Genomic DNA, 18,837 nt, shown 5'->3' with positions numbered 1-18,837 from the left:
CCCGCGGCCACCACATCCGACTACCCCAAGCCATCGACACCCCACCACCGACCGACGCCGAAGCCGCCTAACCCCGCCGGGCCCGCCTGACCGGCCGGGCCCGCCTGACCGGCAGGCCCGACAGGCCAAGCAGGCCAAGCAGGCCAAGCAGGCCAAGCAGGCCAAGCAGACTGACCTGACCGACAGCCGAACCTGACTGGCAAGCCAACGGACCGGGCAAGCCAGCAGACCCGGTCACCTGCCGGGCCGGCCACCTGCCGGGCCGGCCCCAGCGGAGGACTGCAAAGCATGCCCGGTCCGCCTTGGCGCGGGCTGAGTGGTAATCGTGGCGGCGCACGGGCGACGGGCAACGGGCAACAGACCGGACCCGAACACCGTCGCGACCCGACCGCCTGGGCGGTCAGCATGCCCCTCCGGACCGTCCTCGACGGCCCCACCGAGGTCAACAACCCGAGTTTGATCTTCTCCAATGCCCTTACGCTGGCGGCTATGGCACCGGATCCCGACCTCGATGCGGGCAGCGGCTTCGACGCCGTAGGCATCGACGACGACACCCGCCTGGTCTACCGGTACGTGCTCGCCCAGGGCACGGTCCGGGTGGAGGACGTCGTCCAGGACGTGCCGCTCGAGCGGACCGACACCGCCGCCATGCTGGCGCGACTGCGGGCCGCCGGGCTCATCAACCGCACGAGCGGCAGCGAGGGCGAGTACACGGCGGTGGACCCCCGGATCGCGCTGCGCGCGCTGGCCGAGCGGACCGAGGCGCACCTCGACCGCATCCGCGCGGCGATCCCGGACCTGGCCGACCTGTTCGAGCAGACCGCCGACACCAGCGAGTCCGGCGGGGGCGTCCACGTGCTCGACGACCCGGCGCTCATCGGCGCCTGGTACACGCGCCTCGAGCACGAGGTGACCGGAGAGTTCATGGCGTTCGACCGGCCGCCGTACGTCCTGGCCGGCGAGAACCCCGTCGAGCCGCTCGTGCTGGAGCGCGGCGTGCTGTGGCGGGCCGTCTACGCCGCCGAGGTCCTGGAGCGGCCGGGCGCCTGGGCAGAGATCCGCTACGCGGCGGCCGCCGGCGAGCAGGCTCGGATCGCGCGGTCGCTGCCCACCAAGCTCGCTATAGCCGACCGGCGGACGGCGCTGGTCAGCTCCACCCTGGACGCCCATCGGCCGACGGCGGTGGTCATCGAGGGCGGCCCGCTCGTCGACCTCCTGTGCGTCGCCTTCGAAGCGGTGTGGGCCGACTCGGTCGAGGTGCCCGCGGCCGACAGCCTGGAGGACGCCGCTCCCCTGGACCGCGGCCCGGGCACGGACGACCGGGCGCTGCTCGCCCTCCTCGGCTCCGGCGCGAAGGACGAGACCATCGCGCGTGAGCTCGGGCTGTCCGAGCGGACGCTGCGGCGGCGCAGCGCGGACCTGCTCCGCCGCCTGGGCGCGGCCAACCGGTTCCAGGCGGGCGTCCAAGCGGTCCGCCGCGGCTGGATCTGACGGACGGCCAGATCTGACGCGCAGCCGGATCTGAGGCGCAGCCGGATCTGACGGGCAGCCGACCGGCCCGATCCGATCCGAGTCCGAGTCCGAGTCCGAGTCCGAGTCCGAGTCCGAGTCCGAGTCCGAGTCGAGCCGGGCCGGGCCTAGCCGAGCCGGGCCGGGCCTAGCCGAGCCGGGCCGGGCGGAGCCGAGCCGGGCGGAGCCGAGCCGGGCGGAGCCGAGCCGGGCGGAGCCGAGCCGGGCGGAGCCGGGCCTAGCCCCCAGGGACGCTTTTCACCCGCCGCTCCGCCAATTTCACCCCGCGAGCAGCCTCCCACATGACAGCCGTGTAAACACTTGCGGCCGGTACCGGCCAGTGGCCGCAACCGGCCAATACCACCATTGCCCATCCGGTCCGACGGCGGATAGACAACCCCTCATGCAACCTCTGTCCTCCGGCCGCCGCTGGGGTGCCCTCGTCACGAGCACCCTCGTCTCAGCCTCCGTGATCCTGTCTCCGGGCGCCGCCGTCGCTGCCCCGGACCCCGTACCCGACCCTGACCCCGTACGGGTCATCATCGAGCTCGACTCCCCCACCGCCGCCGACGTCGTCGGCGAGGAGGAGGTCGCCGCCGCACGCACCGCAACCGGACCCGGCGCCGCGAGGGCGCGCAGCGCCTTCGCCGCCGACTACCGGGCGGCCGTCGACACGGTCGAGGAGGCGCAGGGCGGCGTCACCTCCTGGATCGTCCGCCAGGGCGTGCCCCTCGACGACGCCGAGTCCGTCACGGGCCTGCTCTCCGCAGTGGTCGCCACCGTCGACGCCGACGACCTGGCCACCGTGCGCTCCGCCCCCGGCGTCGCGCGGGTCACCGAGGACGCGCCCGCGCGGATCCTCGGCGAGGCGAACATCCCCGCGACCGGCGCCCCGCAGGTGTGGGAGCGCACCGACGACGCCGGCGTGCCCGTCAAGGGCGACGGTCGCACCGTGGCGATCATCGACACCGGCATCGACTACACGCTCGACGACCTCGGCGGCGGCTTCGGCCCGGGCCACCGCGTGGCCGACGGCTACGACTTCGTCAACGACGACGCCGACCCCATGGACGACCACATGCACGGCACCCACGTCGCGGGGATCGTCGGCGCGGGCGGTGCCAACCTCACCGGCATGGCGCCCGACGTCACGCTCACCGCGTGGAAGGCCATGGACGCGAACGGCGGCGGCACCACCGAGGACCTGCTGCTCGCGCTCGAGGCCGCGACGAACCCGCTGGGCGACTACCCGGCCGACGTCGTGAACATGAGCCTCGGTACGCCCGGCGACGGGACCGACCCGCTGGGCCGCGCCTCCACCGCCGCCACCCAGCAGGGCGTGGTGGTCGTGGCCGCCGCCGGCAACTCCGGGCCCTACGCCCAGAGCGTGAGCTCGCCCGCCGCCGCCGAGGGCGTCATCGCCGTCGGCGCCGACACGACCGGCGTCGCCGACCCGACGCTGACGCTCGACCCGGCCCGGCACGGTGACGAGCCCCGCCCGCTGGACGTCACGCGCTTCCCGCTGTCGGCCAACCCGCCCGCCGAGGGCATCACGGCGCGCCTGGTCGACGTCGGCGACGGCTTCGACGAGGAGGACTACGAGAAGGCGGGCGACGTGCGCGGCGCCATCGTCGTCCTGCAGAGCATGGTGGCCACCCAGCTCGGGCAGGTCCAGGGCCCGCACCTGGCCCAGGCCCTCATGGCGGAGGAGCACGGCGCCGTCGGCGCCCTGCTGTACACGCCGAGCCCCACCGACCCCGCGGGCGACGACGGCGCGGGCCCGCAGGGCGCCGCCAACATCCTCGCCGGCGGCGGCTTCGACCTGCGCCGCGAGAGCCTGGTCATGATGAACATCAGCTCGGCCCAGTACCAGACGTTCAAGTCGGAGGTCCTGGCCGGCACCGTGAGCGGCACCGTCGGCTCGATCGACAAGACGGACACCATCACGAGCTTCAGCTCGCGCGGCCCGAGCGACGCGATGACGCTCAAGCCGGAGATCGTGGCGCCCGGCTACGAGATCATGTCCGACATCCCGGCGGAGTTCGGCGTGGACGGCGACCAGTACCGGATGTCGGGCACCTCGATGGCAGCGCCGCACGTCGCGGGCGCGGCGGCCCTCCTGGCCCAGGCGCGCCCCGAGCTGACCGGCGCACAGCTCCGCGCGTCCCTGATCGGCAGCGCGCAGGAGCTGGAGTCCGATGACGACGGCCTGTCGCCGTCGGGCCAGGGCGCGGGCAAGCTCGACGTCGCCGCCGCCGTCGACCAGCGGGTGACCGCCTCCCCCGACGCCGTCTCCCTGGGGCTGGCCGACATGGGGCCGGAACCGGCCCGCACGCGCACCGTCGTGCTGCGCAACTCCGGTGACCGGGCGGTGACCGTCAGGCTCTCCGTCGAGGAGGCCGAGGGCAGCACCGGCGACGCCGAGCTGTCGACGCGGCGCCTGAGGATTCCCGCCGGCCGGGCCGCCTCGGTCGACCTCACGGTCACCCCCGAGCCCGGCGCCGTCGACGCCGAGACCTCGGGCGTGCTGGTCGGCACGGTGTCGGGCGGCGGCAGCTCGGACGGTGCTAGCTCGGACGGTGCTAGCTCAGCCGGCAGCAGCGTGCGCGTGCCGTACGCGGCCTACGTGCGACCGCTGCAGGTCCAGGCCTCGCCGTCGCTGGCCACCGGCGAGACCGAGGTCTTCGTCCACGCGCCCATGGCGCCCGAGGCGACCCCGACCGTGCGCGCGACGGCCCCCTCCGGGGCCAAGTACACCGCGGCGCTCACCGCCGTCGGCACGAGCCCCGGCTGGTACCGCGGCACGGTGCCGCTCGACGAGCCCGGCACCTACCGGCTCGACGCCAAGGCCACCGTCGCCGGACGCACCCTGACCGGCGCCGGCGGCGTGCAGTCCGAGGGCGCCGACCAGCCGGGTGAGTGGGAGCAGGTCGGCCTGTCGGGCGCGGCCCGGGTGCTGGCCACGTCGCCCACCACGCCGGGCACCGGCCTCGCGATGACCGCCACCGGCGTCCACCCGTTCGTCACCACCGACTACGGCGACACGTGGCAGCGAGTGCGCAGCATGCCCGTCGCCGACGGCTGGGGCATCCCCGTTGCCGACACGGCGACGCCCGGCGGGTTCTACGTCGCCCTCAACGGCGCGTCCGGCCGGGTGGTCCTCGATCCCAGCTACCAGGGCCGCATAGTGCACACCGCGGACGCCGGGGCCACCTGGACCGTCCTGCCGTTCCCGGACGTCGCGGTCCGCGACCTCGTCGCCCACGGCGACGCCCTGGCCGCGGTCACCGACGACGGCCTCTACCTCAGCCAGGACGCCGGGCAGCGGTGGCGCCGCGTCGCCCCCGCCTGGGACGGCCTCGTGTCCGGCACGGCCTTCGCCGGCGACGACCTCCTGATCGCCACCTACGACGGCATCTACCGGATCGCCGACGTCCTGACCGGCGGCAGCGAGGTCACCCAGCCCTACGTCACCGCCGACTACCGCGACCGGCCTCAGGGCGTCGTCGCCGACGGGTCGACGGCGGTCACCGTCCGCGGCGACGGCGTCTCGCTGACCTCGGCCGACGGCGGCGTCACCTGGACCGAGGGCGCCGACACCGGCCAGTCCTACGTCACCGTCACCACGCTGACCGACGGCACCGTGTACGCCTCGGGCCTGTCCTCCTACAGCACGAGCGCCGACGGCGGCGCGACGTGGGAGACCGACCCGCTGCCCGTTCACGGGCCGCTCGCCACCGACGTCGACCACTGGCCCGGCACCCCCGCGGGACAGGTGGTCATGGCGATGGAGGGCGCCGGGTACTACGCCACCGACGACGGCGAGGTGTGGACCAAGACCGGCGTGTCCGGCAGCGACGTCGCCGACGTGCAGGCCGGCACCGACGCCGACGGCGAGCCCGTGCTCCGGGCCGTCGACTTCGAGGGCCTGCACCAGCAGCCGCTCGCCGACCTGGACCCGGACGCACAGGACTGGGGCTCGATCGGTCATGAGGGCTGGATCGGCTTCCAGCTCACGGAGGTGACCCAGTCGCCGCTGGGCGACCGCGACGTCTGGGCGGTCGGCAGCAACGCGATCGGCAGCGGCCGGATCGTCACCGGGACCGCCGGGACCACCGACGCCGACCTCACCCGGGTGGGCCCGACCGGGGGCTTCAGCCCGACGGCGCTCGCCGTGTCCCCGCACGAGGGGCCGGTGCGCGGGAAGGACACCGTGGCCGTGGGCTTCACGTCGCTCGTCGACACGGGCCTGATGGTGTCGCGCGACGGGTTCGACACGTGGACCAGCTACGCCCACGGGATCCTGATCCAGCAGATAGTCGTGGACCCGGCCGACGACCGGCGGCTGTGGCTGGCCACGTCGTCCGGCCTGTACCGGTCGGACGACCTGGGGAAGACGATCACCCGCCTGACCGACGCCGAGGCGCGGTCCGTATGGGTCGACCCCGAGGACACCGACCACGTGGTGGTCGGCGAGCGGCCGGGCATCCGGGTGAGCACGGACGGCGGGGAGACCTTCACGGCCGCCGTCGTGCCGAACACGTCCGCGGCGGTGGACACCTTCGTGGCAGTCGAGGTGCCGGACGGCCCGGCCGCCGGGACACGGCTCCTCGTCGCGGGCGCGGCGCGGTGGAGGCCGTACGGCCTCGCGGCCAACGGCGCCGGGGTCTTCGTCTCGGCCGACGGCGGTGCCACGTGGGAGTCGGCGTCGGGCGGCCTGTCGGCCATGTCGGTCCGCTCCCTGACCGTGAGCCCCGACGGCGCCTGGGTCTACGCGGGTGCGGACGAAGGCGGCGTGCACCGCACCGCCGTCGGCGCGCTCGTGCCGGACGACCTGCTGCCCGCCGCCACCAGCACGCGGATCAAGGCCCCGGCCTCGGTGCGCCCCCTGGAGCCGTTCACGGTGAAGGTGACGGTGTCCGCGGAGGACGCCACGCCGTCGGGTCGGGTGACCATCACCGTCGGTCGCGAGGACGACCGGCACCCGTACGAGCGGACGGTGCGGCTGCGGAACGGCCGCGCCGAGGTACTGGTGCCTCCGCTCGTCCGGCCCGGTGACTACACGGTGACGGCGGCCTACGAGGGGACCGAGGACTTCGCCGGCTCGGAGGCGACCGCGGACCTGGAGGTGAAGCGCCGGTAGCACGCCTCTCGCCGGACCAGAACCGGGGCGAGATGGAACCAGGGCGGAAGCCGGGGTTCTATCTCGCCCCGGTTCTATCGCGGCCTGGGTCCAACTCGGCCCGGCTCCAGCCCGGCCCAGCTCCAGCCCAGCTCCAGCCCGGCCCAGTTCTATCTCGGCAGGCCTGGCTCCGGCACCCGCCAGTGCCTAGCGGTCGGCCATCGCGTTGACCAGCGCCGTCATGCGCTCGGCAGTGCCCTCGTGCTCGCCGAAGTGGACCGCGAGCTGGGCGGCCCCGGCCTCGCGGTAGGCGACGACGTCGTCGGCGACCTGCTCGACCGGCGTGCTCCCGCCCCAGCCGATCCGCAGGGCGGGTTGGACGTCGCGTTCACCGGCCAGCTCGGCAAGCGCCCGGACGCGCTCGGCGAAGGCGCCGGGGTCCGCGGGGATGCCCTGCCAGACGTCGCCGTAGCGGGCGGCCCGGCGGAGCGCGGCGTTGCTGTTCCCGCCGACCATGATCGGCACCCGCCCGTCGGGCACCGGCGCGAACACGCCCTCCTCGTAGGAGAACCGCCTGGCCCGGTACGGCGCCGCGCCGCCCGAGAACAGGTGCTCGAGCAGCGCGAGCGCATCGTCCGTGACGGCGCCGCGATGCGGGTGGTCCGCGCCCACGGCGTCGAACTCCGGCACGTTCCAGCCGACCCCGACGCCGAGGACCACCCGGCCGCCGGAGAGCTGGTGCAGGGTCGCGACCTGCTTGGCGAGCACGAACGGGTCGCGCAGCGGTACGACCAGCACCGACGTACCGAAACGCAGCCGCTCCGTGACCGCGGCCAGGTGCCCGATCGTCACCAGCGGCTCGTACACGCCACCGAACGCGGACCCGTACTCGCCGGGCGGCAGGACGTGGTCGGGCAGCCACGCCGTCGTGTAGCCGAGGTCCTCCGCCGTCCGCGCCAGGTCGACGAGCGTCCGCACCGGCATGGTCGGCGACTCGTCCGGCAGCACTACCTGCAGCTCCATGCCTGACCGAACCGGCGCCCCGCCGTACTCATTCCCGGCACCCGAGGGCGGCATCGTCGGGCACGAGCCGCACCCACTATGCTCCGGCGTTAATGAACAGCGCATTCGAGACGAACAGCGCATTGGACCTGGATGCGGCCCGCAGGGACGCGAGCTCGCACCTTCAGTACTACTGGGAGGCCGCCGAATACGACTCCGTCGAGGAGCTGGAGGACGACGAAGAGGAGATCCGGGCGGCCTATGCCGCCATCCAGGCGGTCGTTCCGGACGACGCCACCAGCGCCGTCGGCCTGACACTCTTGGAGCTCGGCACGCTGCGAGCACATCTGAACGACGAGGTCGGCACGGGCGAGGATCATTTCGAGCACCAGTACGCACCGCCCGCCGGGCTGGACGAGGACGACCAGCTGGGCCGCGACCTGGCGGCCAGGGTCGCACGGGCCGCGGAGCGCGCGCTCGCCCTGCAGAGCGTCTCCAACCTCGTGTGGTTCTCGCGCGCGTGCGCCCTGCACTGGCTGGGCGAGCCTGACGCCGCGGCGGAGGCCTATGGGGAAGCGCTCCGCCTCGATCCTTACGACGACATCGCGAGGGCCCGAGTCGAACAGCTGCGGGACGTCGAGCTCCCCGAGCCGCCGGGCGGGCTCGTCACCCACCATCCCCACGGCTTCTATGTCCTCGAGATGACCCACCTCGTCGGGCACAGCGGGAGCACCAAGGGCTGGGTCTGGCTGCTCACCGATCCGTCCTCCGTCCGCAGCGCCGCCGACGACTACCTCGACGAGTGGCTGGCCCATCGCGGCGCGAGCCTGGACGACGAGTGCGGCGTGTGGACGCACCTTCCCGGCATCGGGCGCGAGGAATCCGGGCTACGTGAGGCGGTTCGCCGGGCCGCTGACGAACGCGCGTCCATCGATTGGTCACTCGTGCCGTTGCCTGACCTCGGCCACGATGCGCTGCCAGTCGGTCAGCCGGTCCGATGGCTCGGCGAGCTGCACTTCTTCGGCGCAACCGAGCACGACGACTGACGGCTCGGCGCGGACTTCTCAACGACGACCCGGCATGGTTGGCTTCGGCCCGTGGAAATCATCGTGACCAGCGTCGTCGCCGTCGTCGGAACACTGCTCGGTTCGCTGGCGACGCACTACTTCCAGCGACGGAACCGGGCGGACGCCGAGCGCTTCGCGCGCAACGAGCGGCTGCGCCAGGAGCGGGTCAGCGCGTACACGACGTTCGGCGGGGCGCTCGTAAATCTGCGCCGCGCCCAGATCGACCGCTGGTTCGCGGAGCACGCGCAGCGCGGTGGAGACCCCGAGTCGCTCCGCTACGAGACCTACCGGTTGCGAACGAGCGCACTCGAGGCGCTCTTCCGGGTCCAGCTCGTGACGGAGTCCAAGGAGCTGATCGCGCTGGGCCAGCAGGCGATCGACGACGTCGACCTCCTGTCGTCGGACCTCCCGGAGGAGGAGCTCTCGCACGCGCGCGACGTGGCCAAGACGAGCATCTTCGGTTTCGTGGAAGCGGCGCGCAAGCACGTCGACGTCGCCTGACGGTCGGATCGCGCCGAGGCAGCCGGAGCAATGCCGTGGTGCCCGTGCGGTAGGGTCCCTGGCCGTGACTGGGGACAGCGGCGTCGATGCCCGATCAGCCAAGAGATCGGCCAAGACAGGACGGCTCCTGGCGGAGCTCGCCGGAGAGGCAGAGACCGTCTCGGCGGACTCCGAGGCCTGGACGGCACGGCGAGGTGGCCCAGCGCGCGAACCGCAGAGCTACTCGTCCTCCTGTTCGGACACAGCCTCGACTTCTATGGGCTCCTCGGTACCGAGGTAGACCGTGAACCCCGCCTCATCGTCACCCTCGTAGGCGACGTCGACCGCCCCGACCACCAGGTCCGGACGGGGCAGGATTCCGTACTCGAACACAGGGTCATAGCCGATGACGGCGCGCACCCGGGCGACGAGCGGCGGAATCCCGATCATGCAGCTGCTCCCGACCGCGAGCGTCGCCGGCTCTGGTTCGATCCGCCACGGAGTGTTCCGCCATGCGTACGCGGTCGGATCCACCGGAAACTCGGCTGTCCCGGGCCACGGATGTGGTGAGACCGGATCACTCCGGTTCCAGGGCCAGTCGATGACGATCCGGCCGGGGCGTGTCCCCACCACCCGGGCATCCGCCGGCTCCGCCGATATCCGGATCGTCATCCCGGGCGCAAGCGAACCTTCTCGCACCTGCTCACCATCCCTCGTGCCAGAAATAGGAGAACGGGGTCTTGTCCGCGAGCCCCCCGAGGGTTCCACCAAACTGCATCCCCGGACCGTTCAGCTGCGGGAAACAAGTATCCCTGCAGATGTTGCGGTTGACCCCGCCGAAACCCACCACTTCGTCCGGGCCCAGCGCGCCCAAGATGGTCTCCTCCGCGTGACCCGCCCCTCCCACAAACGTCTCACCTGGCCGAAGCGTCCCAGGAGGAAGCTGGCCTGTGCCGTTGATCGCCACGCGAGTCGACCACACCCTCGTACTCGTATTGAACACGCCCAGGACCGCCGTGGTCCCGGCCACGTCCGCGTTCGGATAGTCGTTCCGGCTCGCGTTGATCTCAAAAGCCCGGTTCTGGGCAAGTTGTGCGTCTGCCTCGGTCGGGCCGCAGTTGTGGACCAGTACGGCCGCATCACCGGCACCCACGTAGTACGTCGGGTCACGGTCCACCGCGAGGTTGTGCACCACCGCGCGCTTGTGCTCGACCTCGACGCCCGCCACTTGAACCCACGTGCCGGCGCTCGTCTTGAGCCAGTCACCGGACCGAAGGTCGATCGCATCGACCCAGATGCCCTTGTCGGGACTCCAGAACGGGTGCTCGTCCGTGGCAACGACCTTCTGCTTGTCGCCGTCGTTGTCCCGGATCGTCACCGTGACCAGGGTCTTCTCACCCGTGCCGGTGATGGACGCGGTGACCAGGCGGGCGCCCGATCGGTCGCCGGTCTTCTCGTCCCCTGCGAGCACTTCGTCACCAGGTTCAAGATCTTCGATCCGCTTTCGACTCCCGTCTGCCAGCAGAACGAGAGTGCCGGGCAAGAAGCTGTTACACGTGTCCCCCTTGCCCGTTGTGTCAGCCTTCTTCTTGGCGGCGTCAGCTCTCGCCTTTTCCTTCGCTTCTGCCGCCAGCCTCTTGATCTTGGCGGCCGCCGCGGCCTTCGCCTTGGCCGCCTTCTCGGCAGCTGCCCGCGCGGCTTTTGCGGCCGCGGCCTTCGCGGCCTCCGCCGCTTGTTTCGCCTTCTTGGCGCCGGAGAGGATCTGCTTGGCCCACTTCAGCTCGCCGGAGAAGGCCATCACGGCCTTGCCGGCCTTGTAGATGGCCTCGCCGATCTTCGCGGCCTTGAAGATCTTGCCCCAGGGCAGCGCACCGACCACCAACATCACGCACGCACCGAGGTCGCCACCGAGGCAGTTCATGAGGTCAGTGATCCCCAAGAACTCCATGAGGATCTGTCCGCCGGCCTCCAGGATCACGTCCAGCATCGACTTCGACTCGAGCTGCTGCGCCTTCGCGACATCCTCGGCGCTCGGGCCTTCCACCTCCGCGCCCGGATCGTTCGGGTTGGAGGTGGTGCCACCGCCGGTAGGCCCGGCCTCTTCCATCTCGCCCGTCGGGTCGGTGTAGACCATCGGGTTGCCACCGGCATACGTGTACGGCGACGAGCCCATCGGCTGGGCCCCGGCCGGGTCCACCGACGAGAACCGCCCTGTACCCGGGTCATAGTTCCGCGCCCGCATGGCGTAGTTGCCCTCACCCGTGGTCGGGTCGAGGTACGCGCCGGCGAACCGCATCGGGTTCTTCAGCTCGGTCGCCGGTTCGGCATCCTCGGATGCCACATCGTCCGACGCCTCAGCGCCACCCGCGCTCTCCGCTGCCGCACCCCCGGCTTCCTCGGCAACGGCCGCCGCCAGCGTCGTCCCCTGCCGCGGGTTCCCGAACGGGTCGTAGTCGTACCCCTCCTCGACCTGCCCGTCCGGCGACAGCATGTTCGCCACGCCGCCCAGCCAGTCGTGGGTGTACGCGTGCGCCCCGCCCTGCGCCTCCAGCAGTGCCAGCGGCTCGTCCGTCGGCCCGTAGGTGAACGCCTGCCGGCTGGTCACCATCCCGTTCACGTCGGTCACCGTGTCGACGGCGATGTTCTCCAGCGAACCGTTGACGTCCCACGACCAGTGCCGCGTCTTCGCGCCGTTCCCCACCCCCGTGATGGCGTCCAGGCGCATCCGCGTCGCGTCGTACGTGTACCGGGTCAGGACGCCGCCGACCGTCGCCTCGGCCAGCGTGTTGTCCAGGTTGTACTTGAGCCGGTCGTCGCCCGCGCGCGTCTGGTTGCCGCGCACGTCGTACTCGTACTCCTTGCGCTCGACGCCCTCCTTGCCGACCGTGAGCTCCCTGGTCAGCTGGCTCGCGTCGTCGTACGAGTACCGCGTCACGTCGTGGCCCGCCGAGCCCGACCGCTTCTGCTCGGTCCGGTTGCCGAGCAGGTCGTACTCGTAGGAGATCCGGCCCGCGGCCTTGCTCCCCCGGTCGCACTCGTGCGCCGCGTAGCAGGCGTCCGTCACCCGGTTCGCGCCGTCGTACGCGTAGGCGACCCCCTCCGTGACGCCGCCGCGCGTGGTCATCACCTGGGTCGGGTTGCCGACCTCGTCGAGCGTCAGGTCGAACGCGGACACCGGGTCCTGCACGCCGTCCACCGGTTCCCCGGTGCGCTCCGTGCCGATCGAGGTGAGCCGGCCCGCGTCGTCGTACTCCCGCTTCTCGCTCAGGCCCGTGGCGGCCGGCAGCGTGGTCGCCGTCCGGCGCCCGGCGACGTCGTACGCGTACTCCCAGCGCGCGCTGCTGGCGCCCATCGACCCGGCGGACGCCGTCGTGGAGGCGAGCCGCGAGTCGTCGTCGTACGTCGAGGTGATCTTCGTGCCGTCGGGGTAGGTCCGCGCGGTGATGTTGCCGCGCTGGTCGTACCCGTAGGTGAAGGTCTCGGCGTCCTGGTTCGCCTCCTCGCGGACCACCTTCGTGATCTGGTCCTCGTCGTCGTACGTCACCGTGCGCACGCCCAGCGGGTCGCCGTACGACGTCGTCCGGTCCTTGGCGTCGTAGCCGTAGGTGTACTCCGGACCGGCGGACCCGACCTGCTGGCTGGTCAGGCGGCTGCGCAGGTCGTACACCGAGGAGATGGTGCGCTCGGCCCGCTCCGCCTCCGTCAGGTCGTCCAGGTCCTCGTGCCGGTCGGTCGTGATGCTCGAGACCGCGTTCGACTCGGCGTCGAACCTCGTGTGCGTGGTCCGGCCGAGCTGGTCGGTGCTGATCACGGGGCGACCCGCGTCGTCGTAGGTGACGCTCGCGCGCCCGCCCTGCGGGTCGCGGACGCCAACCACACGCCCGTCCCGGTCGTACGAGAGCACCGTCGCGAAGGCCTGCGAGACAGGCGGCAGCTTCGGCGCGTCCGGTTGTCTGACATGGCTGACCTGACCGTCGTCGCGGTAGGCGTAGTAGGTGGTCCCGCCACGCGCGTCCGTGATCTCGGTGGGCCGGTTGGTCGCGTCGTACGCGGTCGACGTCGTATTGCCGAGCGGGTCGATCTCCCGGACCCGGTTCCCCGCCAGGTCGTACTCGTACCGCGTGGTGAACCGCGCCTTGTCGGCGCCCGCGACGTTGCCGCGCGGCTCCGTCACCGCGGCGAGCAGGCCGTCGTCCGTGTACGCGTACGTGGTGATGCCGCCGGTCGGCGAGATCTCCTTGATCTTGTTGCCCGCGGCGTCGAACTCCGTGCGGGTGGTCTTGTTGCCCGCGTCCGTCCGCTCCGTCTGCCGGCCGTTCTTGTCGTACGCCATCTTGGTGGTACGGCCCTTGGTGTCCGTTACCGAGTCGACCTGACCGGTGTTGCTCCGCTCGAAGCTGGAGGTCTTGTTCAGCTCGTTGATCGACGCCGTCGTGCGGTCCAGCGCGTCGACCTTGATGTCCCGGTCCGTGTGCCCGCCGCCCGGGTACGGCATGCGCATCCGGATCGGGTTGTCGTTCGCGTCGTAGAAGTACTCGGTGGTGAAGTCGGCTTTGTTCGCGCCCGGCACGTTGCCGCGCGGCGAGGTCACCGTCTTGACCAGGCCCTTCGCGTCGTACGTGTACGACGTCGTCAGGTCGTCGCCCTTCATCCGCACGCTCTCGGACTCGCGCCGTCCGGCGTCCGTGTACCCGAAGGTCACCACCCGGCCGCCGCCCTCGACCCGCGACTGCAGGCCGTTGTCGAGGTACGTCGTCCTGGTGACGACGCCCTCGGGCGTGATCTCCTCGGCGAGCCGGCCGACGTCGTCGTACACGGTGCGCCAGCCGCGGTGCTTGCCGGGCTCCTCGACCTCGACCACACGGTCCTGCTCGTCGTACTTCGTCTCGGTCGTGTAGTGCCGCCGCTGGCGCGGGTCGGCGGTCCCGCGCGGGTCTGTCTGCGCGACCTGCCGGCCGGTCTTGTCGTAGAAGCTCTCGGTGCGGCGCCCCTCCGGCGAGACGACGGCGAACAGCAGCCCGGCGTTCTCCTCGCCGTCCGGCAGGTACTCGTACCGCGTGACCTTGTCCCGCTGGTCGGTGGTGGAGGTGCGCAGGCCGCGGTCGTCGTAGACGTGCCTGACGTCGTTGCCCTCGGCGTCGACGCTGCGGACCAGCTCGTTGAACTCGTTGTACGTGTTCTTCCAGACGTTCCCGTTGGCGTCCGTGTACTCGATCGGGTTGTTCCGGTCGTCGTACTTCGCCTTCTCGTCGAAGCCCTGCGGCGCCACCGCCTGGGTCGGGTTGCCTTGCGCGTCGAACCGCACCACGTGCTGGAACTGGTTCCCGTTGACCACGAGGTTGCGGTCCAGGCGCCGGTTGTAGCGGTGGTTGTCGGCGTCGCCGGTGCTGCGCTGGCTGTAGAGCAGCACGTTGCCGCGGTAGCCGTCGTAGACCGAGATGTCGTCCGCGTCGGTGGTGCGCGCCTCCTGCTTCCCGGCGTCCCACGCGAAGGACATCTCGGCGCCGACGCCGTCGCGCTGCGTGACCACGCGGCCGCCGATGCCGTACTCGTTGTGCACGGCGACGACCTCGTGCGGGTCGATCACCTGGGCGAGTCGGCCCTCGGCGTCGTACCGGTACTGCCACAGGTTCCCGCGCGCGTCCTTGACCTTGGTGAGCAGGCCGTCGGTGTACTCGAAGCGCACCTGGCGGCGGTCCGGGAGGGCGAGCTTCTTGATCAGCCCGTCCTCGAGGTAGGCGACGGCCGTACGCCCCGAGGCGTCGGTGATCCTGATCTCGTCGCGGTCCTCGTCCCTGCCGCCCCCATCGCCTCGGTCATCGGCCTCGACGTAGGCCAGGCGGACGCCGTCGTCGCGCGGGCTGAGCACGGCGTCGAGCCGGCCGGCCGCCCCGAACCTGTAGGTCACCTGGCTCGGCGTGACCAGCTCCCAGCCGTCGCCGTCCCGCCTCAGGTTCGAGCGCACGCCCGGCGGGCGGGTGTATCCGTCGCCGTCCGGGGTGTAGACCGCCTCGGCGCCGTCCTCGGCGCGCACGATGACGCCGTCGTCCGTCTGCGTGACGCGCATGTCGTACGACCACGCCCAGCCGACGCCGAGCGGGCCCTGCCGGTTGTTCGCCGAGGAGTAGGTGCGCGCGCTCGCGAACGGGATCCCGAACGAGGCCATCTGCATGTCGCGCTCGACCCGCACGAACGCGCCGGTGCCCGTGTTGACGCCCACGCCCCGCTGCGCCTGCCCGACGGCGGTCGGCGCCAGCGCGTTCTCGCACCCGCAGCCCGCCGCCTGGTCGTCCGGGATCCTGGGCGGCAGGATCGTCGCGCGCGGCCGGGACGCGCCCGAGGGCTCCGAGACGACCTCGTCGCCACCCGGCAGCACGGCGGCCACCGTCACGAAGTAGCGCTTGTCCGGGTCGAGCTCCCAGCCGTCGTCGCGCCCGAAGGAACGGCAGAAGTCCGCGTCGCCGCAGAACCGCGGACCCTCCAGCTCCGCGCGGGTCAGCCGCACCGACTCCTGCTCGGTCTGGTCGTCCCCCTCGTACAGCCGCACGACGGCGGCGGTCCAGTCCGGATCGACGTCGCCCTCGTCGAAGTAGAGGACCAGGGAGGTGTCGCCGAGCAGGAAGCCCGGGCGCAGGTCGATGCCGGCGAAGCCGGCGGCCGCCTCCAACGCGCGGGTCTCGGACGTGAGGGTGCGCCACTCGCTCGCGGCGACCTCGGCGGGCTCGCCGCCGGCCGGCACGGCCTCCGGGACCACCGGCGGGCGCTCGTCCTCCGCGTAGGCGGTGGAGCGCCGCACCCCGTCCGGCATCGGCCGGTCGGCGGGCCCTTCGCCCGCCGTGGCCTGCGGGACCGAGGCCGCCTCGGCGGGCTCGTACGGCGCCACCGCGATCAGCAGCGATGCCGAGAACCCGACGGCTATCGCGACCGCCAGCCAGCGCCGTTCCAGCCAGGTGATCGCAAGGTGGTGCGCACGTGCTTCGGACATCGCCAACCCCCGTGTTGGTGTGTTTCCTGAGCAGTTACCCGACAACGAGTGTGATCAGACTGGACGGGGTCCGACAACTGGTTTATCCCGCATTACCGATACGTATGCATTTAGGGGGCGGTAATTGCGCAGGTCAGAGCCCCGCGAGCCCAGCGGAAAACTGGGCGAAATCAGCGCGGCCGGGGTCGCCCTGACATCGCGCGGTGCGCGTTGCGCGCCTCAGTCGCGGGGCACGACGGCGGCCATGGCCCGGTCGATCATGACGCCGAACTTCTCCTTGGCGCCGCCGGCGAACCACGCGTGCTGGGCGGCCACGAGGCACCCGAATGCCGCGCCGACGACGGCACGCGGAGTGGGGTCGTCGTCGGCCCACGGGGTGCCTGTGGTCTCAGCCCGCTCGCGCACGACCAGCTCGGCCGCGCCCTGCATCCGCTCGAGCTTCTCCAGGTAGCGCCCGAGGAGGTCGGGCGTGCCGAAGATGATGCGCTGCATGGGCTCCGCGAACTCGACCTTCCATACGTCGTCGAAGTGCGCGACGAGCAGGTCGAACGAGTGCCGCAGGGAGGTCCAGAGCGGCTCGTCGCCGGGCCGCGAGCGCAGCGCGGCGAGCAGGTCGTCGGCCACGAGGTCCAGCTTGCCGAGGACGATGTCCTCCCGGGTCGCGAAGTACCGGTAGAGGGTTCGGCGGGACATGCCGACGGCCTCGGCGATGTGCCCGATGGTCGTGGCCTCGTACCCGCGCTCGACGAAGAGCCGCTCTGCGGCTTCGGTGATCTCCTTCTGGATCGCTCGCCGCGTGCGTTCCCTGAGTCCGGTGCGTGCCTGGTTCGTGCGTTGGTGGTTCATGCGCTGGTGGTTCATGCGTGCCTGTCCGCGATCCGGTCCATGGTGCGACGAGGTTACACGACGCGCCGTTGTTGACACACTGTGCCACACGTTGCATTCTGTGTCACATGGACACCCCTTCGCCCAAGACCATCGTCATCACCGGCGCCAGCGACGGGATCGGCGCGGCCGCGGCCCGCGCCCTCGCCGCGGCCGGCCACCGCGTCGCCGTCGTCGGACGCTCACCGGAGAAGACCGAGAAGGTCGCCCGCGAGCTGTCCGCGGACCACTTCGTAGCCGACTTCACCAGCCTCGCCGACGTGCGCCGCCTGGCCGCCGAGCTCGACGAGGCCTACCCGCGGATCGACGTCCTGGCCAACAACGCCGGGGGCATCCTCGGTGACCGCACCAAGACCGTCGACGGTTTCGAGCGGACGGTGCAGGTCAACCACCTGGCACCCTTCCTGCTCACCAGCCTGCTGCTGGACAAGCTGCTGGCGAGCCGCGCCGCGGCCATCCAGACGTCGAGCGCGGGGGCGCGGCTCTTCGGCAGGCTCGACGTGGACGACCTCGACCACGACCGGGACTTCACGCCGCACCTCGCCTACGGCACGGCCAAGCTCGAGAACATCCTGTTCACCGTCGAGCTGCACCGCCGCTTCCACGACCAGGGCCTGTCGGCGGCGGCCTTCCACCCCGGCGGCGTCGCGACGAACTTCGGCGCCGAGAGCACCAGCTTCTTCCGGCCGCTCTACCAGAGCCGGATCGGCAAGCTGGTCCTGACAACGCCCGAGAGGGGCGCCGCGCAGCTGGTCCGGTTCGCGCAGACGGAACCGGGCGTCGACTGGCAGTCGGGCGCATACTACGAGGGCGGCCGCATCGCCCGCCGCGTCAACCCCCAGGCGCGCGACGCCGACCTCGCGCGCCGCCTCTGGGAGCGCTCGGCGGAGCTGGTCGGCGTCACTGCGCGCTGAGCCGGCGACTCCCCCAGCTCGCGACGATCTCCCGGCAGGCCGCGACGTCGTCGTCGGCGACGAGCAGCACCAGGTTGCCCACGTGGTCGCTGTACTGGACCAGCACGTTCACCCCGGCGTCGCCCAGCCGCCGCGCCAGCGCGCCGAGCTGGCCCGGTGTCTCCTGGTCCAGCCGGGTCAGGATCACATCGCGCACGGCGGCCGGACCGAGGCCGGCCGCGGTGACCGCCTGGAGCGCGCGGGCGCCGTCGTCGACGAGGTAGTGCGCCACGGCGCGGCCCTGATGGGTGAACACGCCGCCGCCCTCCAGGCTCACGCCGGCCTCGCCCAGGGCCTGCCCCAGGTCCGCCAGGGCGCCGGGGCGGTCGGGCAGAGTGATCTCGAGATCCTGCATGGTGGCGCTCATCCGAACGTCACCGCGGTGGTGACCTCGACGGGCACGGACAGCGAGTTCGCGACGTAGCAGCTGCGGTGGGCCTGTTCGGCCAGCTCCTGTACCAGGCCCTCGTCGGTCCCGGCGGCGACCTGGACGGTCACGGCCAGGCGGATCGCGGTGAGGCGAGCGGGCGACGCCGTCAGGTCCAGGTGGCTGGTGGCCTCGTCGTCGTAGGCCAGCACGTCCGTCCCGGCGCGGGCGGCGGCGCCGAGGAACGACAGCATCTGGCACGACGCCGCCGCCATGACCACAAGCTGCTCGGGGTTGAGCCGGTCGGGGTCGCCACGGAAGCCCGAGTCCGCGCTCAGCTCGACCACGGCGGTCGCGGGCGGCGCGACGGCGACGTGGTCGCGCGAGTAGGAGCGGACGCCGGCGCCGGTGGAACCGGCCCAGTGCAGCCGGGTGACATAGGGGTAGGAGGTCATGGCTGGACCGTA

General features: G+C 71.9%; 11 protein-coding genes. 5 read left to right on the top strand and 6 right to left on the bottom strand.

Annotated features, from left to right (window positions below):
- Positions 1 to 489 precede the first annotated feature (489 nt).
- Together C8K30_RS21530 and C8K30_RS21525 are read left to right on the top strand one after the other, a co-directional pair.
- A complete protein-coding gene (locus tag C8K30_RS21530) occupies positions 490 to 1,491 on the top strand; it encodes a helix-turn-helix transcriptional regulator (protein WP_158281087.1) in 1,002 nt (333 codons plus the stop codon).
- Positions 1,492 to 1,912: 421 nt separating this feature from the next.
- Complete coding sequence (locus C8K30_RS21525) at positions 1,913 to 6,652, top strand: S8 family serine peptidase (protein ID WP_108494929.1); 4,740 nt, start codon at positions 1,913 to 1,915, stop codon at positions 6,650 to 6,652.
- A gap of 186 nt (positions 6,653 to 6,838) precedes the next feature.
- Here C8K30_RS21525 and C8K30_RS21520 read toward each other — a convergent pair whose 3' ends face one another.
- The gene (locus tag C8K30_RS21520) at positions 6,839 to 7,654 is read right to left on the bottom strand and encodes a TIGR03619 family F420-dependent LLM class oxidoreductase (RefSeq protein WP_108494928.1); all 816 of its coding nucleotides are present in this window, start codon (positions 7,652 to 7,654) and stop codon (positions 6,839 to 6,841) included.
- 92 nt (positions 7,655 to 7,746) lie between these two features.
- On the opposite strand from C8K30_RS21520, the gene C8K30_RS21515 reads away from it, so the two are divergent.
- Positions 7,747 to 8,679 carry a tetratricopeptide repeat protein gene (locus tag C8K30_RS21515; RefSeq protein WP_108494927.1) on the top strand — a complete coding sequence of 311 codons (933 nt, stop codon included), beginning with the start codon at positions 7,747 to 7,749 and terminating at the stop codon, positions 8,677 to 8,679.
- Positions 8,680 to 8,730: 51 nt separating this feature from the next.
- The gene (locus C8K30_RS21510; RefSeq protein WP_146197552.1) at positions 8,731 to 9,201 is read left to right on the top strand and encodes a hypothetical protein; all 471 of its coding nucleotides are present in this window, start codon (positions 8,731 to 8,733) and stop codon (positions 9,199 to 9,201) included.
- Positions 9,202 to 9,420: 219 nt separating this feature from the next.
- On the opposite strand, the gene C8K30_RS30450 is transcribed toward C8K30_RS21510, so the two are convergent.
- From C8K30_RS30450 to C8K30_RS21495, 3 genes are all read right to left on the bottom strand, one after another.
- Positions 9,421 to 9,630 (bottom strand): hypothetical protein, encoded by a 210-nt coding sequence (locus tag C8K30_RS30450; protein WP_132235378.1) that lies wholly within the window; start codon positions 9,628 to 9,630, stop codon positions 9,421 to 9,423.
- A gap of 253 nt (positions 9,631 to 9,883) precedes the next feature.
- Positions 9,884 to 16,165 (bottom strand): polymorphic toxin-type HINT domain-containing protein, encoded by a 6,282-nt coding sequence (locus tag C8K30_RS21500; RefSeq protein ID WP_233257339.1) that lies wholly within the window; start codon positions 16,163 to 16,165, stop codon positions 9,884 to 9,886.
- A gap of 219 nt (positions 16,166 to 16,384) precedes the next feature.
- The gene (locus tag C8K30_RS21495; RefSeq protein WP_158281086.1) at positions 16,385 to 17,011 is read right to left on the bottom strand and encodes a TetR family transcriptional regulator; all 627 of its coding nucleotides are present in this window, start codon (positions 17,009 to 17,011) and stop codon (positions 16,385 to 16,387) included.
- Between the two features lie 107 nt (positions 17,012 to 17,118).
- On the opposite strand from C8K30_RS21495, the gene C8K30_RS21490 reads away from it, so the two are divergent.
- A complete protein-coding gene (locus C8K30_RS21490) occupies positions 17,119 to 17,964 on the top strand; it encodes an SDR family NAD(P)-dependent oxidoreductase (RefSeq protein WP_108494923.1) in 846 nt (281 codons plus the stop codon).
- Here C8K30_RS21490 and C8K30_RS21485 read toward each other — a convergent pair.
- A complete protein-coding gene (locus C8K30_RS21485) occupies positions 17,951 to 18,370 on the bottom strand; it encodes an ACT domain-containing protein (RefSeq protein WP_108494922.1) in 420 nt (139 codons plus the stop codon). The two genes, C8K30_RS21490 and C8K30_RS21485, sit on opposite strands and share 14 nt — an antisense overlap.
- A complete protein-coding gene (locus C8K30_RS21480; RefSeq protein WP_108494921.1) occupies positions 18,367 to 18,825 on the bottom strand; it encodes an OsmC family protein in 459 nt (152 codons plus the stop codon). The genes C8K30_RS21485 and C8K30_RS21480 overlap by 4 nt, the downstream gene beginning before the upstream one ends.
- Positions 18,826 to 18,837: the final 12 nt, after the last annotated feature.

The organism is Promicromonospora sp. AC04 (assembly GCF_003058225.1).
Lineage (GTDB): Bacteria > Actinomycetota > Actinomycetes > Actinomycetales > Cellulomonadaceae > Promicromonospora.
The sequence above is the reverse complement of the archived record's forward strand: the minus strand, read 5'-3'. Positions and strand labels throughout refer to the sequence as shown.

Excerpts from the sequence above, each read along its gene's own strand:
- C8K30_RS30450 (WP_132235378.1), bottom strand. The coding sequence starts at position 9,630 with ATGATCGGGATTCCGCCGCTCGTCGCCCGGGTGCGCGCCGTCATCGGC.
- C8K30_RS21490 (WP_108494923.1), top strand. The coding sequence starts at position 17,119 with ATGGACACCCCTTCGCCCAAGACCATCGTCATCACCGGCGCCAGCGAC.
- C8K30_RS21495 (WP_158281086.1), bottom strand. The coding sequence starts at position 17,011 with ATGAACCACCAACGCACGAACCAGGCACGCACCGGACTCAGGGAACGC.
- C8K30_RS21520 (WP_108494928.1), bottom strand. The coding sequence starts at position 7,654 with ATGGAGCTGCAGGTAGTGCTGCCGGACGAGTCGCCGACCATGCCGGTG.
- C8K30_RS21480 (WP_108494921.1), bottom strand. The coding sequence starts at position 18,825 with ATGACCTCCTACCCCTATGTCACCCGGCTGCACTGGGCCGGTTCCACC.
- C8K30_RS21500 (WP_233257339.1), bottom strand. The coding sequence starts at position 16,165 with ATGTCCGAAGCACGTGCGCACCACCTTGCGATCACCTGGCTGGAACGG.
- C8K30_RS21525 (WP_108494929.1), top strand. The coding sequence starts at position 1,913 with ATGCAACCTCTGTCCTCCGGCCGCCGCTGGGGTGCCCTCGTCACGAGC.
- C8K30_RS21515 (WP_108494927.1), top strand. The coding sequence starts at position 7,747 with ATGAACAGCGCATTCGAGACGAACAGCGCATTGGACCTGGATGCGGCC.
- C8K30_RS21485 (WP_108494922.1), bottom strand. The coding sequence starts at position 18,370 with ATGAGCGCCACCATGCAGGATCTCGAGATCACTCTGCCCGACCGCCCC.
- C8K30_RS21530 (WP_158281087.1), top strand. The coding sequence starts at position 490 with ATGGCACCGGATCCCGACCTCGATGCGGGCAGCGGCTTCGACGCCGTA.